The 26,001-nt window shown below is 55.2% G+C and carries 28 protein-coding genes and 1 pseudogene; 9 read left to right on the top strand and 20 right to left on the bottom strand.

Annotated features, from left to right (window positions below; genetic code table 11):
* Positions 1–15 precede the first annotated feature (15 nt).
* The gene (locus AC3CHX_RS20130) at positions 16–525 is read left to right on the top strand and encodes an SRPBCC family protein (RefSeq protein ID WP_488629784.1); all 510 of its coding nucleotides are present in this window, start codon (positions 16–18) and stop codon (positions 523–525) included.
* An 898-nt stretch (positions 526–1,423) separates the two neighbouring features.
* A complete protein-coding gene (locus AC3CHX_RS20125; protein ID WP_488629783.1) occupies positions 1,424–1,924 on the top strand; it encodes a hypothetical protein in 501 nt (166 codons plus the stop codon).
* Between the two features lie 230 nt (positions 1,925–2,154).
* Here AC3CHX_RS20125 and tnpC read toward each other — a convergent pair whose 3' ends face one another.
* The 6 genes from tnpC to AC3CHX_RS20095 all read right to left on the bottom strand — a co-directional run bounded on the left by tnpC (position 2,155) and on the right by AC3CHX_RS20095 (position 6,918).
* Complete coding sequence (gene tnpC / locus AC3CHX_RS20120; protein ID WP_488629138.1) at positions 2,155–3,690, bottom strand: IS66 family transposase; 1,536 nt, start codon at positions 3,688–3,690, stop codon at positions 2,155–2,157.
* Positions 3,691–3,758: 68 nt separating this feature from the next.
* Positions 3,759–4,094: an IS66 family insertion sequence element accessory protein TnpB gene (tnpB, locus tag AC3CHX_RS20115; RefSeq protein WP_488629139.1), complete on the bottom strand. Its 336-nt coding sequence runs from the start codon at positions 4,092–4,094 to the stop codon at positions 3,759–3,761.
* Positions 4,091–4,501 (bottom strand): IS66-like element accessory protein TnpA, encoded by a 411-nt coding sequence (tnpA, locus tag AC3CHX_RS20110; RefSeq protein WP_488629140.1) that lies wholly within the window; start codon positions 4,499–4,501, stop codon positions 4,091–4,093. Before tnpA ends, tnpB begins: the two co-directional genes overlap by 4 nt.
* A gap of 354 nt (positions 4,502–4,855) precedes the next feature.
* A complete protein-coding gene (locus AC3CHX_RS20105; protein ID WP_488629782.1) occupies positions 4,856–6,265 on the bottom strand; it encodes a hypothetical protein in 1,410 nt (469 codons plus the stop codon).
* 369 nt (positions 6,266–6,634) lie between these two features.
* Complete coding sequence (locus tag AC3CHX_RS20100; protein ID WP_488644971.1) at positions 6,635–6,844, bottom strand: hypothetical protein; 210 nt, start codon at positions 6,842–6,844, stop codon at positions 6,635–6,637.
* The gene (locus tag AC3CHX_RS20095) at positions 6,805–6,918 is read right to left on the bottom strand and encodes a toxin-antitoxin system HicB family antitoxin (protein ID WP_488629781.1); all 114 of its coding nucleotides are present in this window, start codon (positions 6,916–6,918) and stop codon (positions 6,805–6,807) included. The genes AC3CHX_RS20100 and AC3CHX_RS20095 overlap by 40 nt, the downstream gene beginning before the upstream one ends.
* Before the next feature lie 298 nt (positions 6,919–7,216).
* On the opposite strand from AC3CHX_RS20095, the gene AC3CHX_RS20090 reads away from it, so the two are divergent.
* The 3 genes from AC3CHX_RS20090 (at position 7,217) to AC3CHX_RS20080 (ending at position 9,904) form a co-directional block, all read left to right on the top strand.
* Positions 7,217–7,750 carry an outer membrane beta-barrel protein gene (locus tag AC3CHX_RS20090; protein ID WP_488629780.1) on the top strand — a complete coding sequence of 178 codons (534 nt, stop codon included), beginning with the start codon at positions 7,217–7,219 and terminating at the stop codon, positions 7,748–7,750.
* 372 nt (positions 7,751–8,122) lie between these two features.
* Positions 8,123–8,995 carry a DUF2806 domain-containing protein gene (locus AC3CHX_RS20085; protein WP_488629779.1) on the top strand — a complete coding sequence of 291 codons (873 nt, stop codon included), beginning with the start codon at positions 8,123–8,125 and terminating at the stop codon, positions 8,993–8,995.
* 267 nt (positions 8,996–9,262) lie between these two features.
* Positions 9,263–9,904, top strand: a complete 642-nt coding sequence (locus tag AC3CHX_RS20080) for a hypothetical protein (protein WP_488629778.1) — start codon at positions 9,263–9,265, stop codon at positions 9,902–9,904.
* A gap of 102 nt (positions 9,905–10,006) precedes the next feature.
* Here the strand turns inward: AC3CHX_RS20080 and AC3CHX_RS20075 are convergent, their stop codons facing one another.
* Complete coding sequence (locus tag AC3CHX_RS20075) at positions 10,007–10,819, bottom strand: DNA adenine methylase (RefSeq protein WP_488629777.1); 813 nt, start codon at positions 10,817–10,819, stop codon at positions 10,007–10,009.
* Here AC3CHX_RS20075 and istA point away from each other — a divergent pair.
* Together istA and istB are read left to right on the top strand one after the other, a co-directional pair.
* Positions 10,797–12,353, top strand: a complete 1,557-nt coding sequence (istA, locus tag AC3CHX_RS20070) for an IS21 family transposase (protein WP_488629776.1) — start codon at positions 10,797–10,799, stop codon at positions 12,351–12,353. The two genes, AC3CHX_RS20075 and istA, sit on opposite strands and share 23 nt — an antisense overlap.
* 21 nt (positions 12,354–12,374) lie before the next feature.
* The gene (gene istB, locus AC3CHX_RS20065) at positions 12,375–13,127 is read left to right on the top strand and encodes an IS21-like element helper ATPase IstB (RefSeq protein WP_488629775.1); all 753 of its coding nucleotides are present in this window, start codon (positions 12,375–12,377) and stop codon (positions 13,125–13,127) included.
* A 107-nt stretch (positions 13,128–13,234) separates the two neighbouring features.
* Here the strand turns inward: istB and AC3CHX_RS20060 are convergent.
* The 8 genes and pseudogenes from AC3CHX_RS20060 to AC3CHX_RS20025 form a co-directional block, all read right to left on the bottom strand.
* Positions 13,235–13,438, bottom strand: a pseudogene (locus tag AC3CHX_RS20060) (DNA adenine methylase); the annotation flags it as partial.
* Positions 13,401–13,598: a Com family DNA-binding transcriptional regulator gene (locus tag AC3CHX_RS20055; protein WP_488629774.1), complete on the bottom strand. Its 198-nt coding sequence runs from the start codon at positions 13,596–13,598 to the stop codon at positions 13,401–13,403. The gene AC3CHX_RS20055 and the pseudogene AC3CHX_RS20060, both read right to left, overlap by 38 nt.
* Positions 13,599–13,761: 163 nt before the next feature.
* On the bottom strand, positions 13,762–14,328 hold the full coding sequence (locus AC3CHX_RS20050; RefSeq protein WP_488629773.1) for a tail fiber assembly protein: 567 nt from the start codon (positions 14,326–14,328) through the stop codon (positions 13,762–13,764).
* Positions 14,304–15,875 carry a phage tail protein gene (locus AC3CHX_RS20045; protein ID WP_488629772.1) on the bottom strand — a complete coding sequence of 524 codons (1,572 nt, stop codon included), beginning with the start codon at positions 15,873–15,875 and terminating at the stop codon, positions 14,304–14,306. The genes AC3CHX_RS20050 and AC3CHX_RS20045 overlap by 25 nt, the downstream gene beginning before the upstream one ends.
* Positions 15,875–16,519: a phage tail protein I gene (locus tag AC3CHX_RS20040; RefSeq protein ID WP_488629771.1), complete on the bottom strand. Its 645-nt coding sequence runs from the start codon at positions 16,517–16,519 to the stop codon at positions 15,875–15,877. Before AC3CHX_RS20040 ends, AC3CHX_RS20045 begins: the two co-directional genes overlap by 1 nt.
* On the bottom strand, positions 16,512–17,663 hold the full coding sequence (locus AC3CHX_RS20035) for a baseplate assembly protein (RefSeq protein WP_488629770.1): 1,152 nt from the start codon (positions 17,661–17,663) through the stop codon (positions 16,512–16,514). Before AC3CHX_RS20035 ends, AC3CHX_RS20040 begins: the two co-directional genes overlap by 8 nt.
* On the bottom strand, positions 17,660–18,016 hold the full coding sequence (locus tag AC3CHX_RS20030) for a GPW/gp25 family protein (protein ID WP_488629769.1): 357 nt from the start codon (positions 18,014–18,016) through the stop codon (positions 17,660–17,662). Before AC3CHX_RS20030 ends, AC3CHX_RS20035 begins: the two co-directional genes overlap by 4 nt.
* Before the next feature lie 231 nt (positions 18,017–18,247).
* Positions 18,248–19,722 (bottom strand): IS3 family transposase gene (locus AC3CHX_RS20025; RefSeq protein ID WP_488644718.1). Its coding sequence is split into 2 segments (ribosomal slippage): positions 18,248–19,291 and positions 19,294–19,722, totalling 1,473 coding nucleotides; the frame shifts between segments, so codons are not numbered across the junction.
* Between the two features lie 222 nt (positions 19,723–19,944).
* On the opposite strand from AC3CHX_RS20025, the gene AC3CHX_RS20020 reads away from it, so the two are divergent.
* On the top strand, positions 19,945–20,460 hold the full coding sequence (locus AC3CHX_RS20020; protein WP_488629768.1) for a DUF4145 domain-containing protein: 516 nt from the start codon (positions 19,945–19,947) through the stop codon (positions 20,458–20,460).
* Between the two features lies 1 nt (position 20,461).
* On the opposite strand, the gene AC3CHX_RS20015 is transcribed toward AC3CHX_RS20020, so the two are convergent.
* Genes AC3CHX_RS20015 through AC3CHX_RS19995 form a run of 5 tightly spaced genes read right to left on the bottom strand, consistent with a single transcriptional unit; the run spans position 20,462 to position 25,710 of the window.
* Complete coding sequence (locus AC3CHX_RS20015) at positions 20,462–21,079, bottom strand: phage baseplate assembly protein V (protein ID WP_488629767.1); 618 nt, start codon at positions 21,077–21,079, stop codon at positions 20,462–20,464.
* The gene (locus AC3CHX_RS20010; RefSeq protein ID WP_488629766.1) at positions 21,076–22,251 is read right to left on the bottom strand and encodes a phage late control D family protein; all 1,176 of its coding nucleotides are present in this window, start codon (positions 22,249–22,251) and stop codon (positions 21,076–21,078) included. The genes AC3CHX_RS20015 and AC3CHX_RS20010 overlap by 4 nt, the downstream gene beginning before the upstream one ends.
* The gene (locus tag AC3CHX_RS20005) at positions 22,239–22,445 is read right to left on the bottom strand and encodes a tail protein X (protein ID WP_488629765.1); all 207 of its coding nucleotides are present in this window, start codon (positions 22,443–22,445) and stop codon (positions 22,239–22,241) included. Before AC3CHX_RS20005 ends, AC3CHX_RS20010 begins: the two co-directional genes overlap by 13 nt.
* Positions 22,445–23,359 carry a phage tail protein gene (locus tag AC3CHX_RS20000; protein ID WP_488629764.1) on the bottom strand — a complete coding sequence of 305 codons (915 nt, stop codon included), beginning with the start codon at positions 23,357–23,359 and terminating at the stop codon, positions 22,445–22,447. The genes AC3CHX_RS20005 and AC3CHX_RS20000 overlap by 1 nt, the downstream gene beginning before the upstream one ends.
* Positions 23,359–25,710 (bottom strand): phage tail tape measure protein, encoded by a 2,352-nt coding sequence (locus AC3CHX_RS19995; RefSeq protein ID WP_488629763.1) that lies wholly within the window; start codon positions 25,708–25,710, stop codon positions 23,359–23,361. Before AC3CHX_RS19995 ends, AC3CHX_RS20000 begins: the two co-directional genes overlap by 1 nt.
* Here AC3CHX_RS19995 and AC3CHX_RS19990 point away from each other — a divergent pair.
* Positions 25,699–25,953 (top strand): hypothetical protein, encoded by a 255-nt coding sequence (locus tag AC3CHX_RS19990; protein WP_488629762.1) that lies wholly within the window; start codon positions 25,699–25,701, stop codon positions 25,951–25,953. The two genes, AC3CHX_RS19995 and AC3CHX_RS19990, sit on opposite strands and share 12 nt — an antisense overlap.
* Positions 25,954–26,001: the final 48 nt, after the last annotated feature.

Raw genomic sequence — 26,001 nt, 5'->3', positions numbered from 1 at the left:
CATCAAGGAGCAGAAATGATGACACATTCGATCATTCACCAGGCGGACCCCAAGCTCGACCTCGTATTTGAACGCACCATCGACGTCCCGAGAGAACTCGTCTGGATGGCATGGACGACGCCGGAACACCTCAAGAAATGGTTTACGCCTGAGCCGTGGACAACGATAGATTGCGAAATCGATCTTCGCCCCGGTGGTATCTTCCGCACGGTGATGCGCTCACCGGAGGGGCAGGAGTTTCCGAACATTGGTTGTTACCTTGAAATCGTCACGAACGAAAAGCTCGTCTGGACCAACGCCCTGGCACCTGGCTACCGGCCATGCAAGCCGTCGGCCTCGATGCCCTGCGATACGTTCGCCTTCACGGCAATCATTTCGCTTGAAGCGCACGGAAATGGGACGAAGTACACTGCCCTCGTCGTCCACGGCGATGAAGAGAGCCGCAAGAAACACGAGGAACTGGGATTCCACGACGGTTGGGGAAAGGCTCTCGATCAGCTTGTTGCCATCGCCAAGAAAATGTAAGTTGTAGTAGCTCAGACTTGATCTGACAATAAGGCAATTTGTTGTCGGTGCTGCACACCGGTCTTTTGCAAGCCAACCAGAAGGAGGATTCATGCGATACCTGCGGACAGCAATTGCGCTCATGGCGCTTAGTGTTTCGTCGCTCACTAATGCTGCACTTACGATTCCGTCAGCGCCTACTTCCATGTCAATGACACAAGGCGTAATCCTGTTGGCTGATAACGAAGTTCGTAAAGAACCCAAGAAGAAGGAGCCGCCAGCGTTACCGCCTTCGGCGATCCCCGGCGCCACTAATCCTGGTAGCAGCCAAGATGGGGGCAATAAGGGTACGCAATCGCCCACGCCACCTACGCCCGCTACCGGCAATGACCACTGTAAGGGCTCGCCCGATTGTAGTAAGACTTTTGATGGTGGGAAATAGCATATGCGGCCCCTATCGTCGCGGTTCATGTTTCTCGTCATGATCATCTGGTCAACGTCACTGTATGCTCAGTGCCGGTCAAACGAAATGTTGGTCGGAGAAGATCAGGACAATTATTTTTGCAAGGATAGACTTGAGTACGCGGCGTGCGTCAAGAGTGCAGGCGGTCGGCTAAATCAGGATCGAAAGAATTGCGCATACAAAGTGCAAAATGTGTTTGCAAACGCTCGTTCGGGGCTCTCCAGCTCGGCGCTAAGTTGCGTAGCTGGTTGTCTCGGAAATGGGCTAACCGCGAGGGGCTGCCTGAGTAGCTGTGGCGTTGGTGCCGTATATCCGGTGCAGGTGCTAGAACAAGCCGTACAGGAGACGAATAGCTGTTTAGAACAATCGTTGTCGGCCGACAAACAAGGGCGGGAGGAGTGCAAACGATAGAGCACCGCAGTTATTTACACGAGTCCAGGCAAGGGGCGGCCTACTATGCACTTAAGAATCAAGACAACTAGCGGTGCCGAGGTTCGCTGGGCGGGTATTCCCTCTCACGGACCGACTTACTACGGTGGCCCGCCGCCAGAGTCCGGAATATGGAAAGTTGATGTGGTGCGTCTAGAAGACTACTTCGAGAAGGAGCTAAGCAACTTTTCCTTCGGAGAATCTATCGAAACTTTCGTTTTTGGTTTTGAAATTGGTGAGCTTGAAGGATGGGGAAATTCCTTCACCTCAATGAGCAACTACACCAGTTATCGACCAAAGATGAAGCTTGCGGTGTCGGTTGGCCAACTCAATTGGCCCGATATCAAAGACCTGACTGGAAGGGAGCAGTTCCTGCGCTTCGCGGAGATACTTCTCCGTGCCATTTCTCGCGTCAGTGAGATGAGAAGAAAACCAAAATACTTTGACGTCACGGCATTCGCGACTGAGATGCAGCGAATACTGGCCGCCTGCCCGGTTGATGACATGATTAAGGACGAGGTCGTTTAACAGTTCGATTGCGACAGCCTATTTATGTAGGTATGTATCTACATATCAATTTTGGCTTTGTCCATCTTCACTGTTTTCTTGAATGACGTTGCGTCGCTCCGGAATTTTTCCCATTCCAGTTTTGCCGCCCGTGCGGCCGTCTGCTCTTCACCCGCACGCGTTGGGCGTCGTGATCGATGTCGGCAGTGTAAGCCCCCGGCGATCCCATCTTGACGACAAAGCCGTTAAGGCTAGATCGGGACCGCCGGCTTCCAACGGTGCGGCAGCAATTCGCCGATGTCGCTTGCTCGTTGCGTCGGCAGCCGCGTGATGACATCCTTGAGATAGGCATACGGATCGTGACCGTTGAGCTGCGCTGACCGGATCAGACTCATGATGGCCGCCGCGCGCTGGCCCGCCCGCAATGAGCCCGCGAACAACCAGTTCGAACGACCAATGGCCCACGGCCGGATTTGATTCTCGACCCAATTATTGTCAATGGGAACAGATCCGTCATCCAGGTAACGCGTGAGCGCCGCCCATCGCTTAAGGCTGTAATCGAGTGCCTTCATGATGGCAGAACCTTCCGGCACCCGTTCGCGCTGGCCAATCATCCATCTGTGCAACGCGTCGGCCACCGGTTTGGCGCGTTCCTGGCGAACCGCGCGCCGGTCGTACGGGTTGATGTCGGCAATGTCACGCTCGATGTCGTACAGCGTGCCGAAGAACTTCAAGGCTTGCTCGGCAATCTGGCTCTTGTTGGTGGCGTGCAGGTCGAAGAACTTCCGGCGCGCGTGGGCGGCGCAACCGATTTCGGTAATACCCTGCTGGAATCCGGCTTTATAGCCACCGTAATCGTCGCAAACCAGCTTGCCCTGCCACTCACCGAGGAAGTTGCGGGCATGCTCGCCGGCGCGACTTTCTGCAAAGTCATACACAACGGCACGTAAATCGGTGAATTGCGTTGCGGTATAGGCCCACAGGTAGGCACGATGGGTCTTGCCCTTGCCCGGACTGAGCATTTGCACCGGCGTCTCGTCGGCATGCAAGACCGCTTGCTGCAAGAGTTCTTCACGCAGCGTTTCGACGATGGGCTGCAAGCGCACGCCGCATACGCCAACCCATGCGCCAAGTGTCGATTGGGGAATGGCGAATCCGGCCCTGGCAAAGATCCGCTCGAGCCGGTACAGAGGCAAGTGGTCGGCGTACTTTGACACCAGAATCCATGCAAGCAGCGCTGCGGTGGGAATGCCCTTGTCGATCACATGCGCGGGAACGGGTGCCTGAATCAGTGTTTCACAGGGCTTGCAGACCCACTTGCCACGAATATGGCGTTCGACCGTGAACACGCCTGGCGTGTAGTCGAGCTTCTCGCTGATGTCTTCGCCGATGCGAACCCGTTGGCAGCCGCACGCGCAGGTGAGGTCATCGGGTTCATGGTGAATGTCGGTGCGGGGCAGGTGCGCCGGCAAGGGTGCGCGTTTCGGCTGCTCGCGTGGCTTGCGCTCGGATGCCGGCGATTGCAGCGCGTCGAGTTCGATTTCCAGCGCGGTCAGATCCGCGTCGACGCTTTCCTCGAGCAGGCTGGCCTGTCCGACACTGAGTTGCTCACTACGCTTGCCATAGCGAAAGCGCTTGAGCATGGCAAGTTCCTGCGTGAGCAAGTCGATGCGCGTTTGACGGTAAAGCAATTCAGAATCGCGCCGGCCGACCGTGACGATCAGCTCGGCAGCCAGTAGGCGAAGCTGTTCCGGGCTGAGGGTGTCGAGGTCTGCGATGGAGGTCATGCACCCAAGTTTGCCAGAACCGGGCGCACCAGGGAATCGAAACAGTTTACGTCTTTGTGCAGAAAGTGCTACACCACCGCAATTTCATGGTCGTCAGCCAGCGTCTTCCACGGCAGCCCGATGACGAGCGCATGAAGCTGCTCGGCGTTGAGCGGCACGGCGATGGCCGTCTGCCCATTGGTCCAGACGAACCGCCCCTTGTTCAATCGACGCGCGGCGAGCCAGATGCCGAAGCCGTCATAGACGAGTACCTTCATGCGCGTCGAACTGCGGTTGGCAAACAAATAGGCATGGTGCGGCCGGGCCGCACCGAACACCTTGACCACCCGCGCCAGCACCGTATCGGTGCCGGCCCGCATGTCCAGCGGCTCGGTTGCCAGCCAGATGGTGTCGATGCGGATCACCGCAACCAGCCTTGTAGCCAGGTTGCGCAGTCGGCAGCCGCCGAAGTCGGCCAGCGGACCGTGACCGTCGCAGCGCCACGCCGGACTTCGATCACGATCTCCTGCATGGCTGCGGCGGACGGCGCCGGGGGCAGTTGCAGTGGTACGAATTCGGGAACCGCAGCCGTCATCGCTTGTCGCGCCTGGGCGATACCATCTCGTTGCGCCTGCGCAGCGACCCAACGTCGCAAGAGATTGGCATTCAATCGATAGCGCAGTGCGACTGCTGCGACTGAAATACCTGGTTGACTGCAGGCTTTGACGACCTCCGCCTTGAACTCTGGGCTATGTTGCCGGCGCCTGGCCGGTGAAACATCGATATGCTCTTCCATGGCGTACACGTGTCCACTTAAATTGTTGGTGGACACGATCCTCGCAGAAGCTAGCACGTCACTTCAAGATGGGATCGCCGGGGGCTTACTCGGCAGTCGTGCCAATACGGATCAGGTTCAGCAGTAAGCGGAGGAGTTCGGAATAGCCGGCAGTCATGCAGTGCATGTTGCCGTGTAGCTTCCAGAAGTGCATCAGGCACAGGGTTGATATGCCGCTGATCAACTCCGTCGATGTGCCGCACCATGCGTGCGCGTGAGAAAGTGCAGCCTCAGACGCGGCGACGTGGACAGTGCGCTAACACTGGCCACGCCACCGTACCGGCAGATAGTCCTGCACGCAAGACCCAGGGTCGTGCCACCTGATCAGGCGACGCGAAAGCTAGCCTGTGTTTACGCAGGTATACCCAACTGCAGGACATCCGCTGTGGAAGTTGTTCCCGAAGACTGGCGGAGATTGAACACTTCAAGCCCCACAATGATGCCGTCATCGAAAGTCACCGCCTGAAGCGAGAAATTGGCGTTGCCGATTTCCTTCGGATTCTTGTTGATGTTGTCATTGATAGCCGAAGTAATCTTATCCGGAATTTGTTCAAGAATTTCATACAGCACGGAATACCAGATGATCGCCGCTATCGCCTCCAAAAGCGCCACGCCAAACTGAAGGAGGAGTATCAATCCGCTAATCGACGCCATTACCGCAACAGGACCCGTTGCCGATGGGTTGAATGTGACGACCGTCCCTTCCGAGGAAAAGGATTTCTGCAGACTTGCCGTACCGTCGGCATTTTGCACCACCGAAACAGCCAGGCCAAACTGGTAACTGGCCGTATAGGCCCCCTTGATTGTGAGATTAATTTGGAGTTGATTATATGGCATCGTTAATTGACAAACTCCGCTCCAGTCAAAATCTTGAGCGGCCTGCAATATGGCAGTGGTATCCCCTGGCTTTATGTCGATCGTCAGCACCGATGGGTCGTTTCCGCTGACGCCGTAACTGAAAAAAGCCCCGTCACTTTCCGTCGAGGAGGGGCCGAACTGCGCAATCAAGTCCCACAACGTATTGTCCGCGACAGCAAAAACTGTGTTTGCATTGTCCGGCAGGTTAAACGTCCCGGCGGTCTCCAGGTTGCTTTGCCAATCTCCGGTCGGTGCGGTTTCGCCCTCAACCATGGCGAGGCTCACTAAAAGAGGCGTATCGGTGTCGGTATTGATCGTAATGAACTCAATCAGTGTCGGCTCTGCGGCCTGAGCAGCGGCCGAGGACACCTTACCCTCGCTGTTGCCCGAGTGCGTTCCAAGAAAAATCGGTGAATCGGCGACGAACTGATCCAGCGCAGCTTGCAGGGATGTCGTCAGAGCGGCCTGGATCGTCGCGGCGTCAGAGGCCGGCGTGGCATTGACGATCGTTACCGCCCCAAGGGTGAAAACGCCCGACGATAAATATAAATAGGCATTCCAGTCGGCGGGATCGCTGTCCGGGACCATCGTCTGCTGGACAGAGAGATCATTCAAATTCAGGTAGACGATGAAATTTCCATTAAAACTCACCAATAAATTCGATATGTTTGTCTGCCCGTTAAATGCGATAAACATCTCCAGTACATTGCTCTGATCCGTAGAGATCGTCAGTTTGGACGTTTGCGTCAAGAAGTTGATGGTGACAGGATTGCCGTTGTAATCCCCCTCCCATGTGGCGCTGTGACCGTTTTGTTTCCATTTTGTTATGAACGCCGTTTTCGCTAAATCGAGAACCTGGCTGTTCATTGAAACGCCGTAACTCCAACCTTGTGTGCAAGACATGCTTTTTTCCTTTTGAAAGAAGGACTTCTGATTTGAAAACTCATCCGAGCGTTAAAAAAGATGTTCTGTTGCATCTGTACCTTCTGTGGATCGGCAATTGCGGTGTCGGCGATGTTTTTGTCATGCAACTTTTGATTCGTGCGGTGCGGGTTGGTCCCTGCAAGCGAGCAAGCCTGTGTTGCGTTTGGCGCCCAGAGTTGAGCGCATCGTGTGTTCGCGATACGTTGATGTACTACGAATGGAGGGATAGCCTATGGACTCTAATTTACAAAAAAGAAATAAATAAACAAACTGTAAGAATTGATAGTGTCGCGATCAAATGAAATGTGGGTCTGTTTGACAAACAGGCCCAAGGCGTTGAGATTGAAGCTACGCGCGATCGCGGCGGGAGATGCTGAATTTGGATTTGGCTGCGGTCATGGCTTCCTCTGCTTTCGGAAGATCACGGCGCTTGATGGCAACTAATGCGGTATAGGTTTCTGGCGTGAACATCTCGCTGGCTGGCTTGGCCTGGCAACAGGATGTCCGAATAGCTTTGGTTAAGCGTGCGCCGTCTGCGCTAATGCTTCGCTTGCCCATTGGTTCAAACTCTTACCGGATGCCTGTGCTGCAATAGCAGCGGCAGCATGCACTTCTGGCGGTATGCGCAGCATGAGCTTACCGATAACTTAATCGGAAATAGCAGTTGCAAAATGTAATGATTTCTCCTGGGGAATATGTTAGTTTGACGCCAACAATTTTATGATGGTTTTTACTGAATTGTTATGAATGTTAATTTGACAAAATGTTTCATAACGTCAAGGAAACACGGGGCGACGATGTGATGTCACATTGATATACGGCACTTCGACAGTCCGGTATATCACAGGTTGTTGTTCGGACGTTGTTGTCCGCGCAAGCAATGCTGAGCCTTTAGAGTGAGAAAATTCTAATCTTAAATCAGGTTGATAAATGAAAAAAATAATATTGGCGGGGTTCATGAGTGCGGTACTCATCCCCGTAGTTGCACAGGCAGATGACGGTTGGTATCTTGGCGCAGGGGTGGGTTCGTCTCGTACACATGTCGGTGATAACAACATACCGGTAGTTAACGCTACGGCATCCAGTTTGAGTAAGGATGAAACCGGTACGGCGTACAAGCTGTTTGCAGGTTTTCAGATAAATCGCAATTTCGCAGTTGAGGGCGGTTGGATTGATCTTGGCAACGTCAGTGCGACCAGAACGGTTACCGCACCGTTCAACGGCACGGCTACTGGCAAATTGAAAGCTTCCGGTTTTAATCTTGATCTGATTGGTATTTTGCCAGTCAGTGACAGTTTTTCCGTGCTCGCACGTGTGGGGGCTCTGGCTTCTCGGACAACCGACTCTCGTTCTGCCACTGGTTCGATCATCGTTGCCGGTGCCCAAGAGATTACTGAGACAACGACCCAACTCCATTACGGCTTAGGTCTTCAGTATGAAGCGGCTCGCGATAAATTAGCGTGAATTGGTGAGATAAATGCCATCACAGATAATTACACCTGCAAAAACATAATTGCGCACATTGTAATTCGATTCAATCGTGGACTAAGTTGAACGAGCTCAGGCCCGATCTCACATGCAATGTCGGAATTAGTCGAAACCAATTAATTCCATGCTGGAAGGCCTGAATCGGCCAGTACTGGACCTTTCCCCATACCGCCAATTCGATATTGCTTTGATAATTCATGTGTGGCAGCATATGGCAACTACATTTGCACCAAGTTTATTCTGCCCATCACACGGGCCTGTTTGGGATTCGTTGTCAGATATTCTGTGATAGCCAGGATATCTGATGTTTATGGTGTCTACCCCATCGTTAGTTTCAGGAGATATCTCGTGGCAGATAGTAATTCGCTTATTAATCTTGGCGATCTTTCGAAGCCGGCGACTGTGCTCATTGAAAAGGTGTCGAGTGCCGTTGGGATCATCTATGAGCCCTACCACGTCAAGCGAATGGCCCGCGCTGAAGTGGAAGCCGAGAAAATTAAAGCTATCGCAAGAATGGAACTGACCGATCTGGAACATAGAGCGGTAGATAGATTTGTCCAGCAAGAATCTCGGAAGCAAGAAAATATTGAGAAAATCACCGCTCAAGCGGCCGCGTCGTTGCCCCTGGATGCTAAGGTTGAAAATTTAGACGAAGACTGGGTTGCTCACTTCTTCAAACAATGTGACACCGTGTCCGATAATGAGATGCAATCCCTGTGGTCACGGCTACTCTCAGGCGAAGCCACAAGCCCCGGAACATTTTCGAAACGAACCGTCGATTTTATTTCTTCGATTGATAAAAAGGACGCGGCATTTTTCACCACCTTTTGCCAGTTCGTGTGGTTGATTGGCGAACCTACTCCTCTTATCTATGATTCCCAAGATGAAATTTACACGAAACAAGGAATCAATTTCGCGACGTTGAAGCACTTGGATTCGATCGGTTTGATCTCTTTTGAGTCAGCGAGTAGCTATGCAAGAACGGGACTTGGAAAGTATCTCCCCGTCTTCTATTACGGTCAGCCCACCACCATTGAATTCGGTGGAGACGCCAACAACCAACTTCAACTGGGCCACGTTTTACTAACGAGTATTGGCAAGGAGCTTATCCCCATTTGCGGCTCGTCACGAAATCACGACTTCTACCAATATGTTGTCAGCAAGTGGTTTCAACAAGGCTTAGTTCTTTCATCCATCGCGGTTCAGCGCCAAGAAACCTAACATGCGGCTAACCGGCCTGCGTGAGAAAAGCCGCGCAGGCCGGTTACCTTGACGTTAAACGTCCGCTCTTGGGAAGCGACACCGGAAGCTATGAGTCGAATGGACTAAACCGTTCGCGAGGATCACTTACTCATGCTTCCCCCCTTGAATTAATTTCAGATTGATACGATATATGCACGAGTCTGGCCTGGCAGCGAAGATTATGCCAAGGACAGAACTGCAAATGCGCAGCAGCTACCTTTGCGTGTCTCTAAGTAGGGAAAAACAATGAAGTCAAGCGCACTCTTTACAATCCACGACCTGATTGCAACAGATTACAATATTGAGAAGTTGCCATCAGGGAAATTCCGACATAGTTTTAGCCCAGCTACAACAGGCACGGTTTATGAATTTGAAGCGAACGAATCGCCAGTGATTGAGGAAGGGGAACGCTACAACATTGGCTACACAGTTGACTCGCGCGGGCGAAATATCATTGACCAATCCGCGTTGTCTCTTACCTCCCACGTAACCCCGATGTTCAGCTTCATGTCGGCTCAGCATCTTGCGTATGAGGCGTACGCCGGTGAAAAAGCAAAAAATGACTTGCGCGTTTCCCATGCAGCTGTTGGCGACTACTATTGGGGCAAGAAATATGCATGGAGAATGTTCGGTGGATGCATTGCCAAAGAGGCATTTTTTCAATACCTTGATGAAATCGGACATCCCTCCGTGCCATGCATTACTCGCGATCCAGCTTATCCAAGTTCAAATGATCAATCGACGGCCTATGCGGAAACTGGTTTGGAAGACGCCGTAAAAAATCTCATAGAGTCCGCAACCCGGACAACGGCGGCGTACTTTACTTCCCCTTTGTATTCAAGGAAATTTACGATAAAAGGGGTCAAAGCCTTGACCCATAAAAAATAATCTAGCTTGCCGTGCTAATCGTGAATAGATTCGCAGGCGCTTTATTTACCCCCGGGGCGGCCAAAGGCTGCCTCCGTATCCTCATGCCGTGGCCAGAACTGGCTAAAACAACTGGCCGAATGCTTCAGGGCTCCAGTTGGTAATGACCAGTTCCTTACTGACCCCAGCTTCGCCATGAACGCTCCCCAAGCTATATTTGATATCCAGCCCCATGATGTGCAAACCATCAAACACGCGCCGGATATCAGGGTGATCATTAATAGAAACCATCACTTTCCCCTTACAGGCCCGCATCACTTCGGCCATCTGTTCGTATTGCTCAAAGCCAAATGCGACGCCATAGCCCTCAGTTTCCCAGTACGGAGGATCAAGGTAGAAAAACGTATGCGGCCGGTCATAGCGCTTCATACAATCCTGCCAGCTCAGGTTTTCGACATAGGTGCCGCCCATGCGCAGATGTGCGTTACTGAGATTTTCTTCGATCCGGCATAGGTTGATTGATGGGCCGGTGGTGGCGGTGCCGAATGACTGGCCGGTGACCTTGCCGCTAAATGCGTGCTGCTGCAGGTAAAAGAACCTTGCAGCGCGTTGGATATCGGTCAGCGTTTCCGGCCGCGCCATCTGCTGCCACTTGAATATCTGACGGCTGCTGATGGCCCATTTGAATTGCCGGACGAATTCTTCCAGATGATGCTGCATGCGTTTTCCGCGGCAAACTGGACACCCATTCCACGGCAAACCGATCACCGATTCCACGGCAAACCGGCCACCCGGTCCAGCGCAAACTGGACAGCAATTCCGCTTCAAACTGGACAGTTTGAAACGGCCTGAAAGAGCGTAGCGACGCGGGATAACTGTGGCACTCTGGCAAGTTTTTGCCGGAGAAAGGCTTATGGCCAACAACAGGTTATCCATGCGTAAAATCACTGAAGTTCTTCGGCTGTACTTTGAGCACAGCCGCTCCAAACGGGAAATAGCCCGCATCATCGGCGCCTCGCCGAGTACCGTCACCGACTACCTCTCCCGCGCCAAACTGGCGGGCCTTTCCTATCCTTTGCCGCCCGGCTTGGACGATGCGGCGCTGGAACGCCAGCTGTTTCCGCCCAGCGAACCGTCGGCTGTGCAGCGCCCCGCACCAGACTGGGCGGCGGTCCATGCCGGCCTGCGCCGCAAGGGCGTCACCCTTGACCTGCTGTGGCAGGAATACAAGGCAGAACAGACCGATGGCTTCCAGTACAGCGCCTTCTGCGAGCACTACCGGCGCTGGCGCCAACATCTGTCGCTATCGATGCGGCAGACCCACACGCCGGGCGAGCGGCTATTCATCGACTATGCCGGCCCGACCGTAGAAATCACCGAGATGCACAGTGGCGAAATCCGGCAAGCGCAGATCTTCGTGGCCGTGCTGGGCGCGTCGAACTACACCTACATCGAGGCGACCTGGTCGCAACAACTGCCGGACTGGATCGGCAGCCACGTGCGGGCGCTCGATTTCTTCGGCGGCGCCACCGAACTGTGGGTACCCGACAACCTGCGCAGCGGCGTCAGCAAGGCTTCGCGCTACGAGCCGGACATCAACCCGACCTACCAGGACCTGGCCACCCACTACGACGTGGCGGTGCTGCCTGCGCGCGCCCGCAAGCCCAAGGACAAGGCCAAGGTCGAGAACGGCGTGCTCGTGGTCGAGCGCTGGGTGCTGGCGCGCCTGCGCCATCAACGCTTCTTCAGTCTCAATGAGCTCAACCGCATGCTGCGCACGTTGCTGGCCGACCTGAACCAGCGCCCGTTCAAGAAGCTGCCCGGCAGCCGCGCAAGCGCCTTCGCCGATATGGACCAGCCAGCCCTGCGCGCCTTGCCGCTCAAGGCCTACGAGTACGCTGAATGGAAGCTGGCCCGCGTTGGCGTCGACTACCACGTCGAGGCCGACGGCCACTTCTACTCGGTGCCTTGCCAGCATGCACGTCAAGAGGTCGACGTCCGCATCACGGCCGCTACAGTCGAGATCTTCCGGCGCGGCGCGCGCCTGAGCAGCCACCTGCGCAGCACGGTCAAAGGCCGTCACACAACGATCGATGAACACATGCCGCCGGCACACCGCGCGATGGCCGGCGTGAGCGCAGAGAGCCTGCGCAACCAGGCCGTCGCCATCGGGCCGCGTACCGAAACCCTGATCGAACGCTTGCTGCACCAGCGGCGCCATCCGCAGCAAGCCTTCCGCAGTTGCCTGGGTGTGCTGCAGTTGGGCCGGCAGTTCGGCAGCACGCGCCTGGAGGCGGCCTGCGCGCGTGCCCTCAAGCACAACGCGGTCAGCTGGAAGAGCCTGCAATCGATCCTCAAGCACGGCCTGGACCAGCAGGCGCCGGACGACTACCAGCGCGCGCTCGACCTGCCCGAGCACGAGAATGTGCGCGGCCCCGCCTACTACCAATCCAATCTCAGTTTGCACTAAACCACCCACCCGAGGACGACAATGCTGAACCACCCCACCCACGAGAAACTGAACCAGCTCAAGCTCTTTGGCATGGCCCGTGCCCTGGCCGAACAGAGCGCGTTGGACCTTGACCACCTCGGTTTCGAGGAACGCCTTGGCCTGCTGGTCGACCGCGAAACGACCGACCGCGATGGCCGCCTGCTGGCCCAGCGCCTGCTGCGCGCCAAGCTCAAGCCGAACACGGCTGCCGAGGACACCGACTTCCGCCATGCACGCGGCTTGGACAAGATGCTCTACCAGCGGCTGCTGGCTGGGCAGTGGCTGCGCGAGAAGCAGAATGTGCTGTTCACCGGGAAGACCGGCGTCGGCAAGACCTGGCTAGCCTGCGCCTTGGCCCACCAGGCTTGCCGGCAGGGCTACAGCGCCTACTACGTTCGCCTGCCGCGTCTGCTCGACGAGTTAAGCATCGGGCGCGCCGACGGCCGCTACGGCAAGCTGCTCAAGCAATTGGCAAGGATCGATGTGATCGTGATCGATGACTGGGGACTCGCTGTCCTCAACGACACGCACCGCCGCGATCTGCTGGAGGTGCTAGACGACCGGCACGGCGCACGTTCGACCGTGGTGACCAGCCAACTTCCGATCGATCACTGGCATGCCGCCATCGGTGACGCCACGCTGGCCGACGCCATCCTCGACCGGCTCGTCCACAACGCCCACCAGATCAATTTGAATGGGGATTCGCTGCGTAAAAAGCGTGCTCGTTTGACAAGCTCACCTGATCAGGAGTAAAACCTCAAGCTCGACCCCGCGTCGTTACGCCCGAAGTGTCCAGTTTGGCGTGGAATGCCTGTCCAGTTTGCGGCGGTTTGGGTGTCCAGTTTCCGTGGAATACGCAGCTGCACAACCCGATACAGGTTGACCAGGTCGCCATTGATGTCGTTGATGACCTCGGTCTGCGCCGGTACCGGACGCAGGAAGTATAGTGCGGCACCTCCGCAGAACACCTCGACATAGCATTCATGCGGCGGAAACAGTGGGATAAGTTTATCGGCCAGGCGGCGTTTACCGCCTAACCAAGGGATGATTGGACTGGAGTCCATGTGATGCTCCTGGCTCAGGTGACGCTCTTGGGCGCTCTGGTTCGAGGCTCACGGCCCTCAGTTGATTCATATTGCCGCAGCGCGGACATTTGATGTTGAGGCTTCGGTACTCACCTTCGCCGAGTTTTTTGCGGCACTGGCCACAGCGGATATCCTGCATTTTGTAAAAGCCTTACAAAAATATGCTAGCCTTTGGTCGCCTCCGGAGGTGGCGCGGCCTTGGCCAAGCTGGCAGGTCCTTTCTGCTGGTGCGGGGTGTATCTGGTGTTCGTTGCACCAGGCACGTCGCCGCGTCTTTTAAAAAAAACGTCAACGACTTCGGATTATTCCGGCGTTTGCGGCCACACAATCGTGCGTGGCCAGCCGCTTTGTGTCTCCAGCCTATTCAGTGCAACGCGGTATTTTTTCCATTCCTTTTGCAGCGAGACATCGGCATCGGTCGCCTGGTCAGTGTCAATCAAATCCTGATAGTCCGATATCTTCTTGCCTGCGTCGACAAGCGAATCGCGACGCCTATTCACTGCAACAACAAGCAATTCTTCGTCTGACGGCACATAGTCAGGCACTTCCCCCCATAAACCTTGTTCGCACTCCTGATAAATTTTTTGCCCATGCTTCTCGACATCATCGGGTGTAGCCAGAAATACCAAATAATCGTCTATCGATACAAATTTGACTTGGCAGATAATCCCTAATGGCGTTCGCATGGGGGTGCGGACATCTGTAAAAGCAAATGGATTTTCCGGCTCCACTGGCTCCAGCACTTGCTGCTCAGCGACTGTTGATGCGATGTCGTCAGTAGTATGAGCTTGCATCTGGTCCGCTTGCGCCGCTTTAACGGAAGCATTTTTGTCAGTATTTTTCATCATCCAACCCTTTGCCATAAACATGTGCGCGTGCCAATGTTCCAGTCGCCGCCCGAACCAACGTCATAGGACGAGCCGCGTAACTGCCAGGCTCCACCCAACTCCGACGTCGTGTGATTTTTATTGAGCCGGTAAGAACCGATCGTGCCTTCCACCAGGCCCGGGCCAGCGAGTTGATGGGCGTAACTGGCGGTGCCGCCGTTGGCAGGGGCCGAGCCTGCGCTGTTGGCGTAATTGACGCTGAAGGAGGCCGGGTTATACAGCGCACTATCGCCCGGATCAGCGTAGCCGCCATACACCCAGGTCGGCTGGCCGCCGCGTCCTTCCCATTTCAACCGGATACCGGCACCCCCGCTGACCTTGTCGGCCAGCGCGGTATTCAATGCCCCTTGAAACACGAAGCTGCCTTGATCGGTCGCATCCACGGTCGCCTTGAGTCCCTCCTTCTTCGTCCAGCCGATCTTGACGATGTTGGATAGCTGGTCGATCCCGGTGCCTTGCTGAACCGGCGTGAAATCGTATGGTGCGGGGATCCAACTAATGGCACGCGCCACAAACTCGGAATTGACAATTTGCTTGCTGTCGTCGTCTTCGTCCGGTGTCGGCACCGTTGGCGTACCTGTTAACTCAGGGCTATTTTTCGGTGCTGCATCCGTGATGCCGTAATCTGCCAGCGTAGTCGGATTGGTGCCGCCAGTCACTTGCCCACGTTTATTCACAGTTACGCTTCGATAAGTACCGGCCGCAACGCCAGTGCTGCCGTCCGTCCTCTCAAAAACCAATGCGCTGGTACCCAGTACAATTGGCGCATCCGTCACCAACTGCCAGATCGAATTCGCATTTGCCGCGCCTTCTTCAATCGACACCAGCAAGCCCGGCGTTACCTCGACGCTGGTATCGGCATCGGCCGCACGTGTCCATACACCGGGAGCGACAACATAAATACCGTTATCCATACCTTCAGGCTGATCTTTGACCAGTACGCGGTCGCCGGCGACAAGCGCAATACCGTCTATCGTCTGAGTTCCCGACAACGTGATCGCGCCCGTAGTGGCCACTCTGACCGATTGCTTGTTGTCCAGTTTGTTGATCTCGCAGGTCACCTTGCTATCGACATACTGACGCGTGGCCAGCACCACGCTAGGATCGACCAGCAGGGTCACTGCATCGGTATTCGACACTTCCATGATCATCCGCACGTAAAGCTGCTTATTCGACCCAGTGTCGAGCGTCGGTTTGTAACTCGCAGGATATTTGCCCACAGCGATCATCACGCCAAAGCTGTCGAACAGGCCAACCTCGCGGATGGTGAAACCACCCACCGTATCGGGAATCACCAGTTCGGCGACAATCCAGTTGGCATTGGTCGGATCAACCTGCAAGTTGTTAATCTCAGCACGCCAGACTTCATTCTTTAACTCCGTCTGCGATTCACTCGGATCGTAATAGTCATCATTGTCGCCACTACCTACCGCCATCTGCGTGAAGGCAAGCGGTGTGCCGGTAGCGGCCGCATGCGCCAGCTTGGCACGGCCGCTGGCCGTCAGGATTGTATAAAACTCATTGGCCATCAGTGACTCCATGTTGGTTTAAGCGGGTATATCGAAACGGTCTCGACGCTCCAGTGCGCGACACCAAGGTAAAACCGATTGGTCTGACTGATTTCGGTCAGCGCATACGGATAAACGCTGCCGATTTCACCAGCCAGCGTGGCGGCCGCAATGACCGGCACCGGACTCCTGGTGGACAGCGTCAACGTCAGTTGTTCCAGGTGCGAGCGCACATTCTTGTACTCGTTGACCAAGGCCACCAGGCTGTCGAACGTCCCCAAGTCAATACCGTGGTCGGAAACATCAACGTTAATCTTGAAGTGGTAAGGCCGACCGCCATACTCAAACCATTCCGCGATCTGACCGGAGAGCGTGAGCGTCTCCAGCACCTGCTGAATCGCCCAGCGCGTCCCCTTGTAGCGGTGCAGCGCGATAGCGCGTTTTAACAACTTGCGCTGCTCGGCTTCATTGCGGGCAAACTGCCAGCCTTCGCCCAGGATATGGAACTGGCCAGCCAAATGCGGCAACGCCGAGACATCGACGGTATCGACCAGATACACCAGCAACGGCGTCAGATCAATATCGCCCAGACGAGAGGCAATTTGTCCCAGCGCCTGCACTCGTTCGTCGCCAGCCAACGGTGGCGGAAGCAGTAAATCAGCCATCGACGGCTCCCGTCACGCGCAGATCGATACCCGTACATTGCGCCCATTCGTTCTCTGCCAAAACCCGATGCGACGGTGAATTGATCTTTGTTTGATAAACGCCGCTGATCTGTAGTGCCTTATTCAGTTGGCTTGGCACCAGATCCCGACCCAAGCCCGCTGCGCGGTCACCCCGGTAATTTTCGGCATTCGTTTGCGCCATCGCCTTGAGACTGTCTGCGTCGGTATTCGTGTACAACTCCAGCTCGGCATCGATCTTGTAGTCAATCGGCGTAGGTGCCCATACTTCCACCAGATCGGTCAACGGGCGCATGCGATCGGCATTCAAGGTCGCCTTGACCAATGCCAGCAGATCGGCACTCGGAAGCCCGGTTTTCGTCAGTGGGTAAATTCGCACACATCCAGCCGGTACGCCGTTCAACGATACAACCTGCCCATCCACTATTGCCAACTCGGGACCGATGACACCGACATCGACGATGGACTGATGCACGCTTTTTGTATGAAATACATACGCCTGCTTGCTGCCGGCGGTGCTAAACGCCTCCGGTGCCAGCCGGATACGCTCACGCAAGGGATCGTTTTCTTCCTCTTCGACGCCGTCGCTGGTCACCGTGATATTGGCAACGATCACCTCCATGTCGCCCACATCATCGACCAGATTACTGATCTGCCCAGGTTGCCAGCCGTTGCCAAGCACACCAGGCTCTTCACAAGTGGAGGTGACATCTACCGACCGCTGACCGGCTACCAGCGTCACATCGACATCGGTGGCAAACGTCACAGTGCCGTCACCACCGTCGATGCGGGTGCCCGCAGCGATCAGCAGACCGGTGGTCATCGGCATCTCCAGCTCAAAGCGGTGCGTAGTGATGGCCGGTTTCGCAGTCAGGCGCGTAACGCCAACCAACTCGCCCAGGTAGTCCAGCATCGGCGCACGGGCGAAAGCCAGCAGGTTCTGCTTTGCCGCCTCCTGAATGCCGACCCGGACCAAGGTTTCCCGATAGGCAATGATGTCGATCAGGATGCGCTCGACTTGCGCCGGGTATAGGGTCTTGCCGGTGAGCTTTTCGTATTGCGCCACAATCTCTGACGTAATGACCTGCGGGTCACGCGCGATGAAATCCGGTTCAGGCAGACTCATGGCACCACCTTGGTTTCACGTTCGACGCCATCGGCCAGTTTCCATAACACGCGCAGCGCGTTGCGCGCATCTTCCACCGTCGGGATAACCTTGACCAGTTCGCAACGCGGTTCCCATTGTCGGATCGCTTCCACCGCCTCGCGCACCAGGTGCGGCGTCGCCTCGGCGATCGGATGGTCGATGTACAGGTGAATGTTGGAGCCGAAATCAGGACGATGCGGATCGCTGCCCTTGGGCGTGCCGAGAATAATCCGAATGGACTGGTCAATGTCGGGAACACCCTCGACAATGCCGGAGCGTTTGAGGGCGAATTGCCAATGGACAGAAGTGATATCAGATAGCCGGGTAGTCATTCGGCTATCATGACGACTACAGTCTGTTAAGGATGTTAACGGACATTAAAATGACAAAATTTGAATAGGTGAATGAATGGATTATGTGGCCCCTGAATTTCAGTTAGATGCCTTCAATTGTCCTTACGCTAACTGTAATGCTTTTTCTCATATGCAATGGACAGCGCTTTCGGAATGTGTCAATTGATTTGAAACACCAGTTTGAATGCGATGAGAGTCTAAATCTCAGTATCAAGCAGCGTTTTTCTCCCTGGTTGGTGGGTTAATCCAAGCGGCAGTGGGCAGTTTGTGTGGTTGCGGCAGCCGGCTCTTGAAACGATTTGGGTTGCGCTGAAACGCCACGCTTAGCGTGATCTGCCGTTGTTGGCGCACTTCTGCAGCGCGGCCCGTATGGACGTTCTCCGGCGTCATCATGCCGATCCCGGAGTGCCGGTGCTGGGTGTTATACCAGGCGAAGAACGGTACGCAGTGCGCTCTTGCATCGGCGATCGAACCAAAGCGTGACGGGAAACCGGGCTGATATTTCAAGGTCTTGAATTGCGCTTCCGAATAGGGGTTGTCGTCGGAGACATATGGCCGGCTGTGCGATTTGACGATTCCCAGATCGGCTAACAATGTGGCCACAGGCTTGGAACGCATGCTGCTGCCACGGTCGGCATGCAAGGTCAGCATGCCAGGCACGATACATTCTTTCGCGGCACTGTCGGCAATCAGTTGTTCGGCCAGTTCGGCGGTTTCCTGCTCGGCCACCATCCAGCCGACGACATACCGGCTGAAGATGTCGAGGATGACATACAGGTGGAAGCAGGTGCCCCTGACTGGCCCCTTCAATTTTGTAATGTCCCAGCTCCACACCTGGTTCGGCGTCACAGCCAACAACTCCGGCTTGGTGTATTCCGGATGCCTGAGCTGATTGCGTCGTTCGCGCACGGCGGTACAGCCTTGCAATAGGCGGTACATGGTCCTTACCGATGCCAGGTAGCACCCTTCGTCGAGCAACTGGGCATACACGGCAGCTGGCGCACAATTGACGAAGCGCGGGCTATTGAGCGCGTTGAGTACGGCCTGCCGCTCATCGCCAGACAGAGCCAACGGCGGGCGCCGTGCTGGCGCCGGGATGGTCAGTGCGGACGATGGCGGCATCATCCTGGCACGCCGCGCCAGGCGTTCGCGATAGACCGCACTGCGTGGCAGATGCAAGGCGCGGCAGGCGTGGGCCAAACCAACGTCGGCGGACAAGCTGATGGCTGCATTCATCACTTGGGCTCGCTGGGCGCGTCGGCCGTGGTCAGGCCTAACAGAATGGAAAGTTTTTTTTGGACGTCGATGATGAGGTCTGCCTTGGCCAGCTTGTTGCGCAAGCGTTCATTCTCACGCGTCAGTTCAAGCACCAGACGGGCCTCTGCCGCGCCCGGTTTGATTTTTGGGCCGCGCTTGCGCTCGACGAGAAGTGCCTGTTCCGCGGCGTCGCGCTGCTTGCGCCAGGTCGCCAGATGCGACGAGTAGATGCCTTCCCGGCGCAACAGCGCGCCAATGTCGCCAACTGCGACGCAAGCGTCAGCGGCGATGAGAATGCGCTGCTTCTCGGCCTTGGAAAAGGAGCGCCGTTTCGCCGTTGCCACGACTTCGGGATTGGGCCGCGCCGCGCCGGAAGAAGCCTCTTCAGTCGCCCTGCGGGCTCCTTGCGTGGCTTCTTCCGGCGCAATGGCGTCTGCTATGTTGATAATCTGCTGCTTTCGGTTTTGCATATTGGGAACCTACCGTTGTACTCTAAATTAATTGGGTAGGTGTCTCAAGTTATATTGGCACGGGGGGTTTGCGATGTTTCTTCCGGCGTTAAGCCCACAAGTGTCCATTGGGCGACGTGCGCCAAGTGCGGTAAAAAATCGATTTGGCGCTGTACTTTTACTGCTACGAAAATTCTACAGATGAAGGCAGGTCCTAATTTTATAGATGGGTCAGTACCTGATACACCTCAAGGAAAGATGCTCTATCCAACTGCCTCGATCGCTCCAATGCCGCATCCAGACCTACCGGAAGACTGCCAGACAGATTATTTAGAAGCTAGAGATATTGTGGCTAGGTCTCCTCGCGGTGCCGCCGCATTGCTTCGTCTTGTAGTACAAAAACTATGCAAACACCTAGGAGAATTAGGCAAAGATATCAATCATGACATTGGCAAACTAGTAGAAAAAGGTTTGCCGACGCAAATTCAAAAAGCCCTAGACATTGTACGCATAGCGGGAAATGAAGCCGTGCATCCTGGAGAACTAGATCTTGATGACACACCTGAAGTCGTCGCCACCATGTTTAAATTGGTGAACATGATTGTCACGAGGATGATCACAGATAAAAATGATTTAGACAGTCTTTATGCTTCTCTCCCCTCTAATAAACTTGAAGGGATAAATTCGCGAGATAAGGCTACCATAAAGGGTGCGTAACTCAATGGCTATGGTGATTAGAATTCCCCCCGCCATCCATGACAGTACCGGTAGCATTGACGTCGCCATCGACATTGAAGTCACCGGCTATCGTTGAACCATCACCACCCGATCCAGCCATCCCGCCCTGATAGGTCAGCTTACCTTTCACCAGCAGGTTGCCGCTACATTCGGCATCCGGCGTATCCAGCATGACCTTGGTACCTGACTTCAGCAGAATCTCTGCTGCAACCTCAACAACGACTTTTTCGACCCCGCCGCTGACCTTCAGTACATGCATGGCGCGGTCATATTCAATGACAGCGCCATCCTTGAAACGCATCATGAATTTATTCGGATCAGTCGTCGGCGGCGTATCCGCATCGGAATAGATCGCGCCAGCGATAAAACCGTCTTCCCCGCGCGCATCCAGCACCACCGCAACCTGTTCACCGACGTCATACGTCCAGCAGGCTTGATCGTCCTTGGTTTTAGGATAAGCAATCGGCAGCCACATGGTGCGCATGTTGTCCAGGTCCGGCAGGCGCACCCGCGCAAAACCCGGGCGCGATGCGCTGACCGTGCCAAATTTGACGGTTGCAAAGAATTGATCATCGGTCTGTTCCTGGGAATGGTTCACGTGTTCTTTCCTGGCTGTGGCGTGCTGCCGACAACCTGCACCTTGCCGTCCTTCATGCCATAGACCTTGAGGCCCTTGCCAGAGACTTTTTTATTAGCGGCCGATGCGCTTTGCTTATTTTGCGGCAGCGCCACCCGCTTGATCTCCAGTTCAGTGGTGTAACCGCCACCACGGTCCAGCCGATGACGCGCCGATTCACTCAGGTACTTGCCGGCAAACTTGCCGCATTCTGCCAGATCGAAGGTATTACCAGCGACCAGCTTCGGATTGCCGATCAGCGTCACTGAACCGCTGGTCTGCTGCAGGTTGGCGTTGTCCAATGCCGCTCTCGCTTTGGATTCGACACCGGCCTTGGAGCCAGCCCGCGAGGTGATTTTTAAGGTGTCGCCGCTGGAAGACGTACCCACCGCAGTCACCTGGTCATTTTTAACACCATAGACGACCAGCTTTTTCGCCTTCGGATCGTGATATTTGGCCTTGGCTTCCTGGTAAATCGCCTTGATCTTGTCACGCAGATTCAGACGCAAGCGATCCGCCCTGTTGATAGTGGCCACCGCTTTGTCATTACGCAGATTAGTCAGTTCAGTAAAGACTAATCTAGCGCCGACAATCTTGAAGGCGTAGCCATATTCACGGCCGAGCCGCGTCAGGAACGCAACATCGCGCTCCTGGTACTGCGTCACGCGGTCGATGCGGATATCGCGGATTTTGCCGGTGAGCGTCAGATGATTGCGTTTGGCAACGCGGCCAGCGATAGCCGCCAGCGTGGTGTTCTCATAAGCGCGAGCACCCTTGGTGCGTACCGATTTCTTGATGCCGGTTGACAACGCACGGATCGTCACCGTTGACGGCGACTCGTCGATTTCGATTTCATCGATCTCGAAAGCCCCGCACGGCAGCAATGGCTCGCGGTCATAACCGATTTTCAACGACAAGGTGTCGCCTTTGCCCGGATACCATGCGTTCGACCAGCGACCATCGCTGTCCTCCAGCACGACCTCGATTTCATCGGATTGACCGGACAGATAATCGGTATACGTCACCGACAACACATACGGCGTGATATCGGTCGTGATGTCCTTCTGCCCATACGACAGCACAAACACCGGATGCGGCACCTCCGCAACCGAGGCCGGAGTGTGCGTATTTTCTTGCCGATTCAACGCAGCCACGGCGGCAACTCCTCGGACAAGTCCTCCAGCACAATCACCGGGATCGACAGCGTCAGGCCGCTTTGCAGCGTGGCTGTCAATGGAATATGCGGATTGGCGGCGATGATGCGCTCGTACTGCATCGGGTCACCGTAATAGCGCATCGACAGTTGATCCCAGCGCTCGCCTTCGGTTGTGATATGGGTCAAAACCATCAGATTGTTCTCGTAACAATCTTGCTGGCTAGCTTGCTAATGCCGGGTGCAGCCGACTCCAACGCACCGGTTGCCGTCCCCAGCTGACCGGCCATGTACTCCATGCTGCCGGTGACGCTGCCCGTATTCACGCTGGACAGCGCGCCCTGCGCGTTATGCACGGCACTCAGGGCATTCGTGCTGGCACGCAAGATGCCAGCCGTCTCCGGCAATTGATCGGTGAGGCTTGCCAAGGTTGGCGACAGCTTCGCCAACGGTCCGACGACTTGATTCAGGTTGGTGAGTAAGCCCGGCACACGTCCCATCGCCGCCAGCGGGTTATTGTTCAGCTTGCGCGCCAGATTGACGGCGTCGACCGCCACCCGCATTGCCGACTGCGCCTGACCGGCTAATGACACAGCGCTACGGATGTTCTCCCGCACTGAATTCGTACCGCTGGCCAGTGCAGCCGCATTTGCCGTCACCTTGCCCGGTAATAGTTTGGCAGCCGCTGGCGGCAGCTTCGGTTGCACGGCCGGTGGCGGCAACGGATTTTTCTTGTCGCCGACATACTCGCGCAGAGTAACGCTGGCATCGAGTTCGATCAGCGTTCCGGCCAGATCGGTCTGCTTGCTGGTGGCCTGCACATCGGTCAGCACGAACCAGCCCTTGTAATCGCCATTACCCAGCACAAACGCCATTGCCTGGTGCGCCGACAGAGCTTTCTTCAGCCGCGCCAGTTCCCGCTCCGGATCGCAGTAATACCGATGAAATGCCAGCGCAATCGTGATCTCGTCCAGCCTATCGCCAATGAACTGCAGCCGTGGCTTGCCCTCGATCAACGCGTGTTCGGCATAGTCGACACCGAACTGCGCGTCAAAGCCGTCGAAGTATGTGATCAGATCGAACTGAATATCGCCGAGAAGTGCAAACATCAGTAAGACCGCCGTTCTTGTTGTTGCATCACCCGCTTGATGAGTTGCTCCAGTTCATGCAGCGACAATTTGAGTGCTTCGCCGACTTGGCCCTTGACCGCCTCGGGACTGCCGCCTTGCACATGAATCACCGGGCTAAACGCGATCTTCATTCCAGCACCACCTGCGGCCATGCCACCACCAGTACCAGCAGCACGACTGCCATTAATGCGTTGCAGCGCAGCGGCTGCGGTCTGTGACGCCATGCTACCCGCTGCCTTGGAGGCAATCCCGGCCGAGCGACCGATGCCGATGGCCGCGCCCAGGGCGATGTTGTCACCAAAGCCCATAAACACGCGAGAAGGCGATTTAATTCCGAGCGTGCTGGCGAACCAGTTTTTAATGTCGCTACCGAAATTGACGATGCTGTCCCTGGCCGCCCCCAATTTGCTCTGGATGCCGCCAATCAGGCCGCTGATCAGGTTAGCGCCGAACCCGCTGAAACTCTTGGGAAGATTGCGGAACCACGCCATCAACGGCTCCCAGTTTTTAATGATCAAACCAAGCGGCGTGAAATTGAAGAAAATCGTTTTGATGCCTGTCCACGCCGTGCCAATAACGGTTTTAATACCGCTCCAGAGCGCGCTAAACCACGGCTTTAACTTATCCCAATGGCGATAGATCAGGTAAGCACCGACAGCGATACCGGTAATAATCAAGCCGATCGGATTCATCAGCAAAGCACGCCCCAGCCACAGCACAGCCTGTCCCGCCAGACGCAATCCAGACAACAGACTGCCACCCAACAGCTTGGTCAGGAACAGTACACCGCGACCCGCCAGCATCAATGGCGTACCAAAGGTCATCAGGATGCCCTTGCCAAATGGGATCAGAACGCGGCCGACCGACAACAAGCCACCGCCAAGCATCCGCAGACCTGATATTGCTGGCGCAAAACGGCCAGCTTGCCATGCGGCTCTTAGCAGCGTCCATCTACCGGAAACAGCCGCCATTGTTGTACCAAACGCATTGAATGGCGACAGCACCAGATTGATGCCGTATTTCAGACCGATGAAAGCAAGTTTACCGGCCAGCAGACCGCCGACCAAACCAACCACACCCTTGATCACGCCGGGATGCTGCTTGGCCCAATCGCCGAAGGCTTTGATGCCCGGCTTCAATGCCGTCATAAATTCTGTCAACGATGGCAGTAAAGTATTGCCAACGGTAATACCAAGTTCCAGCATGCTGATCTTGAGCGATTTGAATTGTTCATTCGCGATGTCCATTCTTTTTTTGAAGTCGGCATCGAGCAAGCCTTTGTCCGAGGCTTCCATCGAACCCTTTTTTATATCCTCCATTTCAGCGCCATTCGCCACTGCTGGACGAATAAACGACATCGCTTGCATATCCTGAAACAACTCACCTAATTTATAAGCACCGGCTAGTTTTTCTAAAGAGACCTGTCGCTCCTTGCCGTCTTTGATTTCCATGGCCTTTTGGAACTGCCCTGCGGCATCAGGTCCCTTGGTCTTCATATAATCGGTAATAACGCCAAGCATCGACTGCATCGGCGTTAATCCTTGAGCACGTAAATCCATCATGCTCTGCTTGAGATCAATATTGGCCCTCTCGAAGTCCTTGATCGTGTCAGGAGCGGTGAGTTTCTGCATGAAGTTTTTAAAATTGTTCGCCGCCTCATCATTCGACCCAGCACCCTTACGAGCGATCTGAAAAGCCGCGCCAATTTCCGCTACAGCTTCCTTGCCTGTAATACCAAGATTGCCAAACATTGGCGCGAGAGTTGGTAAATGTTTCGCCATGTCCTTGATTTCAAACTGCCCACGTTTACCAGCGTAAGCCAACATATTGAGTGCGCCCTCGAAGCCATCCTTGCCGATTTTCAGGCTGTCATTGAGCGCAATAGCAACACTGCCCAAATCATCCATGCTGGCACGGGTGGCAGTTGCCGCTTTCGCCATGACGGGTGCGTAACCCTGCAATGCCTGGGCATCTTGGATACCACCGGCGACTAGCACGCCAAGTCCGCGACCAATTTCCAACTGCGTCTGGTTCCAGTCAGTTGCCGCCTTTCGGATGGTGCCGCCAATCTTGGCCTCTTCATCCTTATTGAATTCGCCAGTGATGGCGGTATCACGTAATTGGTCTTGGAAGCTAGCTGCGACCATAACTGACTTCACCACCGGCGCGCCCAACGCCACAGCAGTACCGACCGTCTCCATTGCCTGTCCACGCAATTCAGACCGAACATTTTTCAACGCCGCACCACGCGCCATACTGGCCGTGAGTTTTTCCTGCTTGTTTTTCAGTTGATCCAGAGTCTGACCGAGTCGTTCATATTGGCGACGCAACTCGCCGACATTCCGCGTCGGGTGGCGCAAGGTTCGCGCCATCACGTCACCCATGCGGGCATGACGGTTGCCGATGTCTGTGGCGGTTTGCCCCAGTTTCATCGCAGTGGTGCGAGCGGATGCAAAAATGGCGTTAAAATTACCCGCCAATGCCGCGCCGATCTTGACGCCGATGATAAATTCGTTTGCCATGCGGCTTACCTGTTTGTTATTCTTGACCCATGTTTGAAAGAACCACACTAACTACTGCCAAAGTGATCTACGCGCTAACGATGTGCATTGGCGTGTCAT

The sequence above is a fragment of the Glaciimonas sp. OK215 genome, from assembly GCF_057787885.1.
Note: the sequence above shows the minus strand (reverse complement) of the source record. Positions and strands in the feature narration are given on the sequence as shown.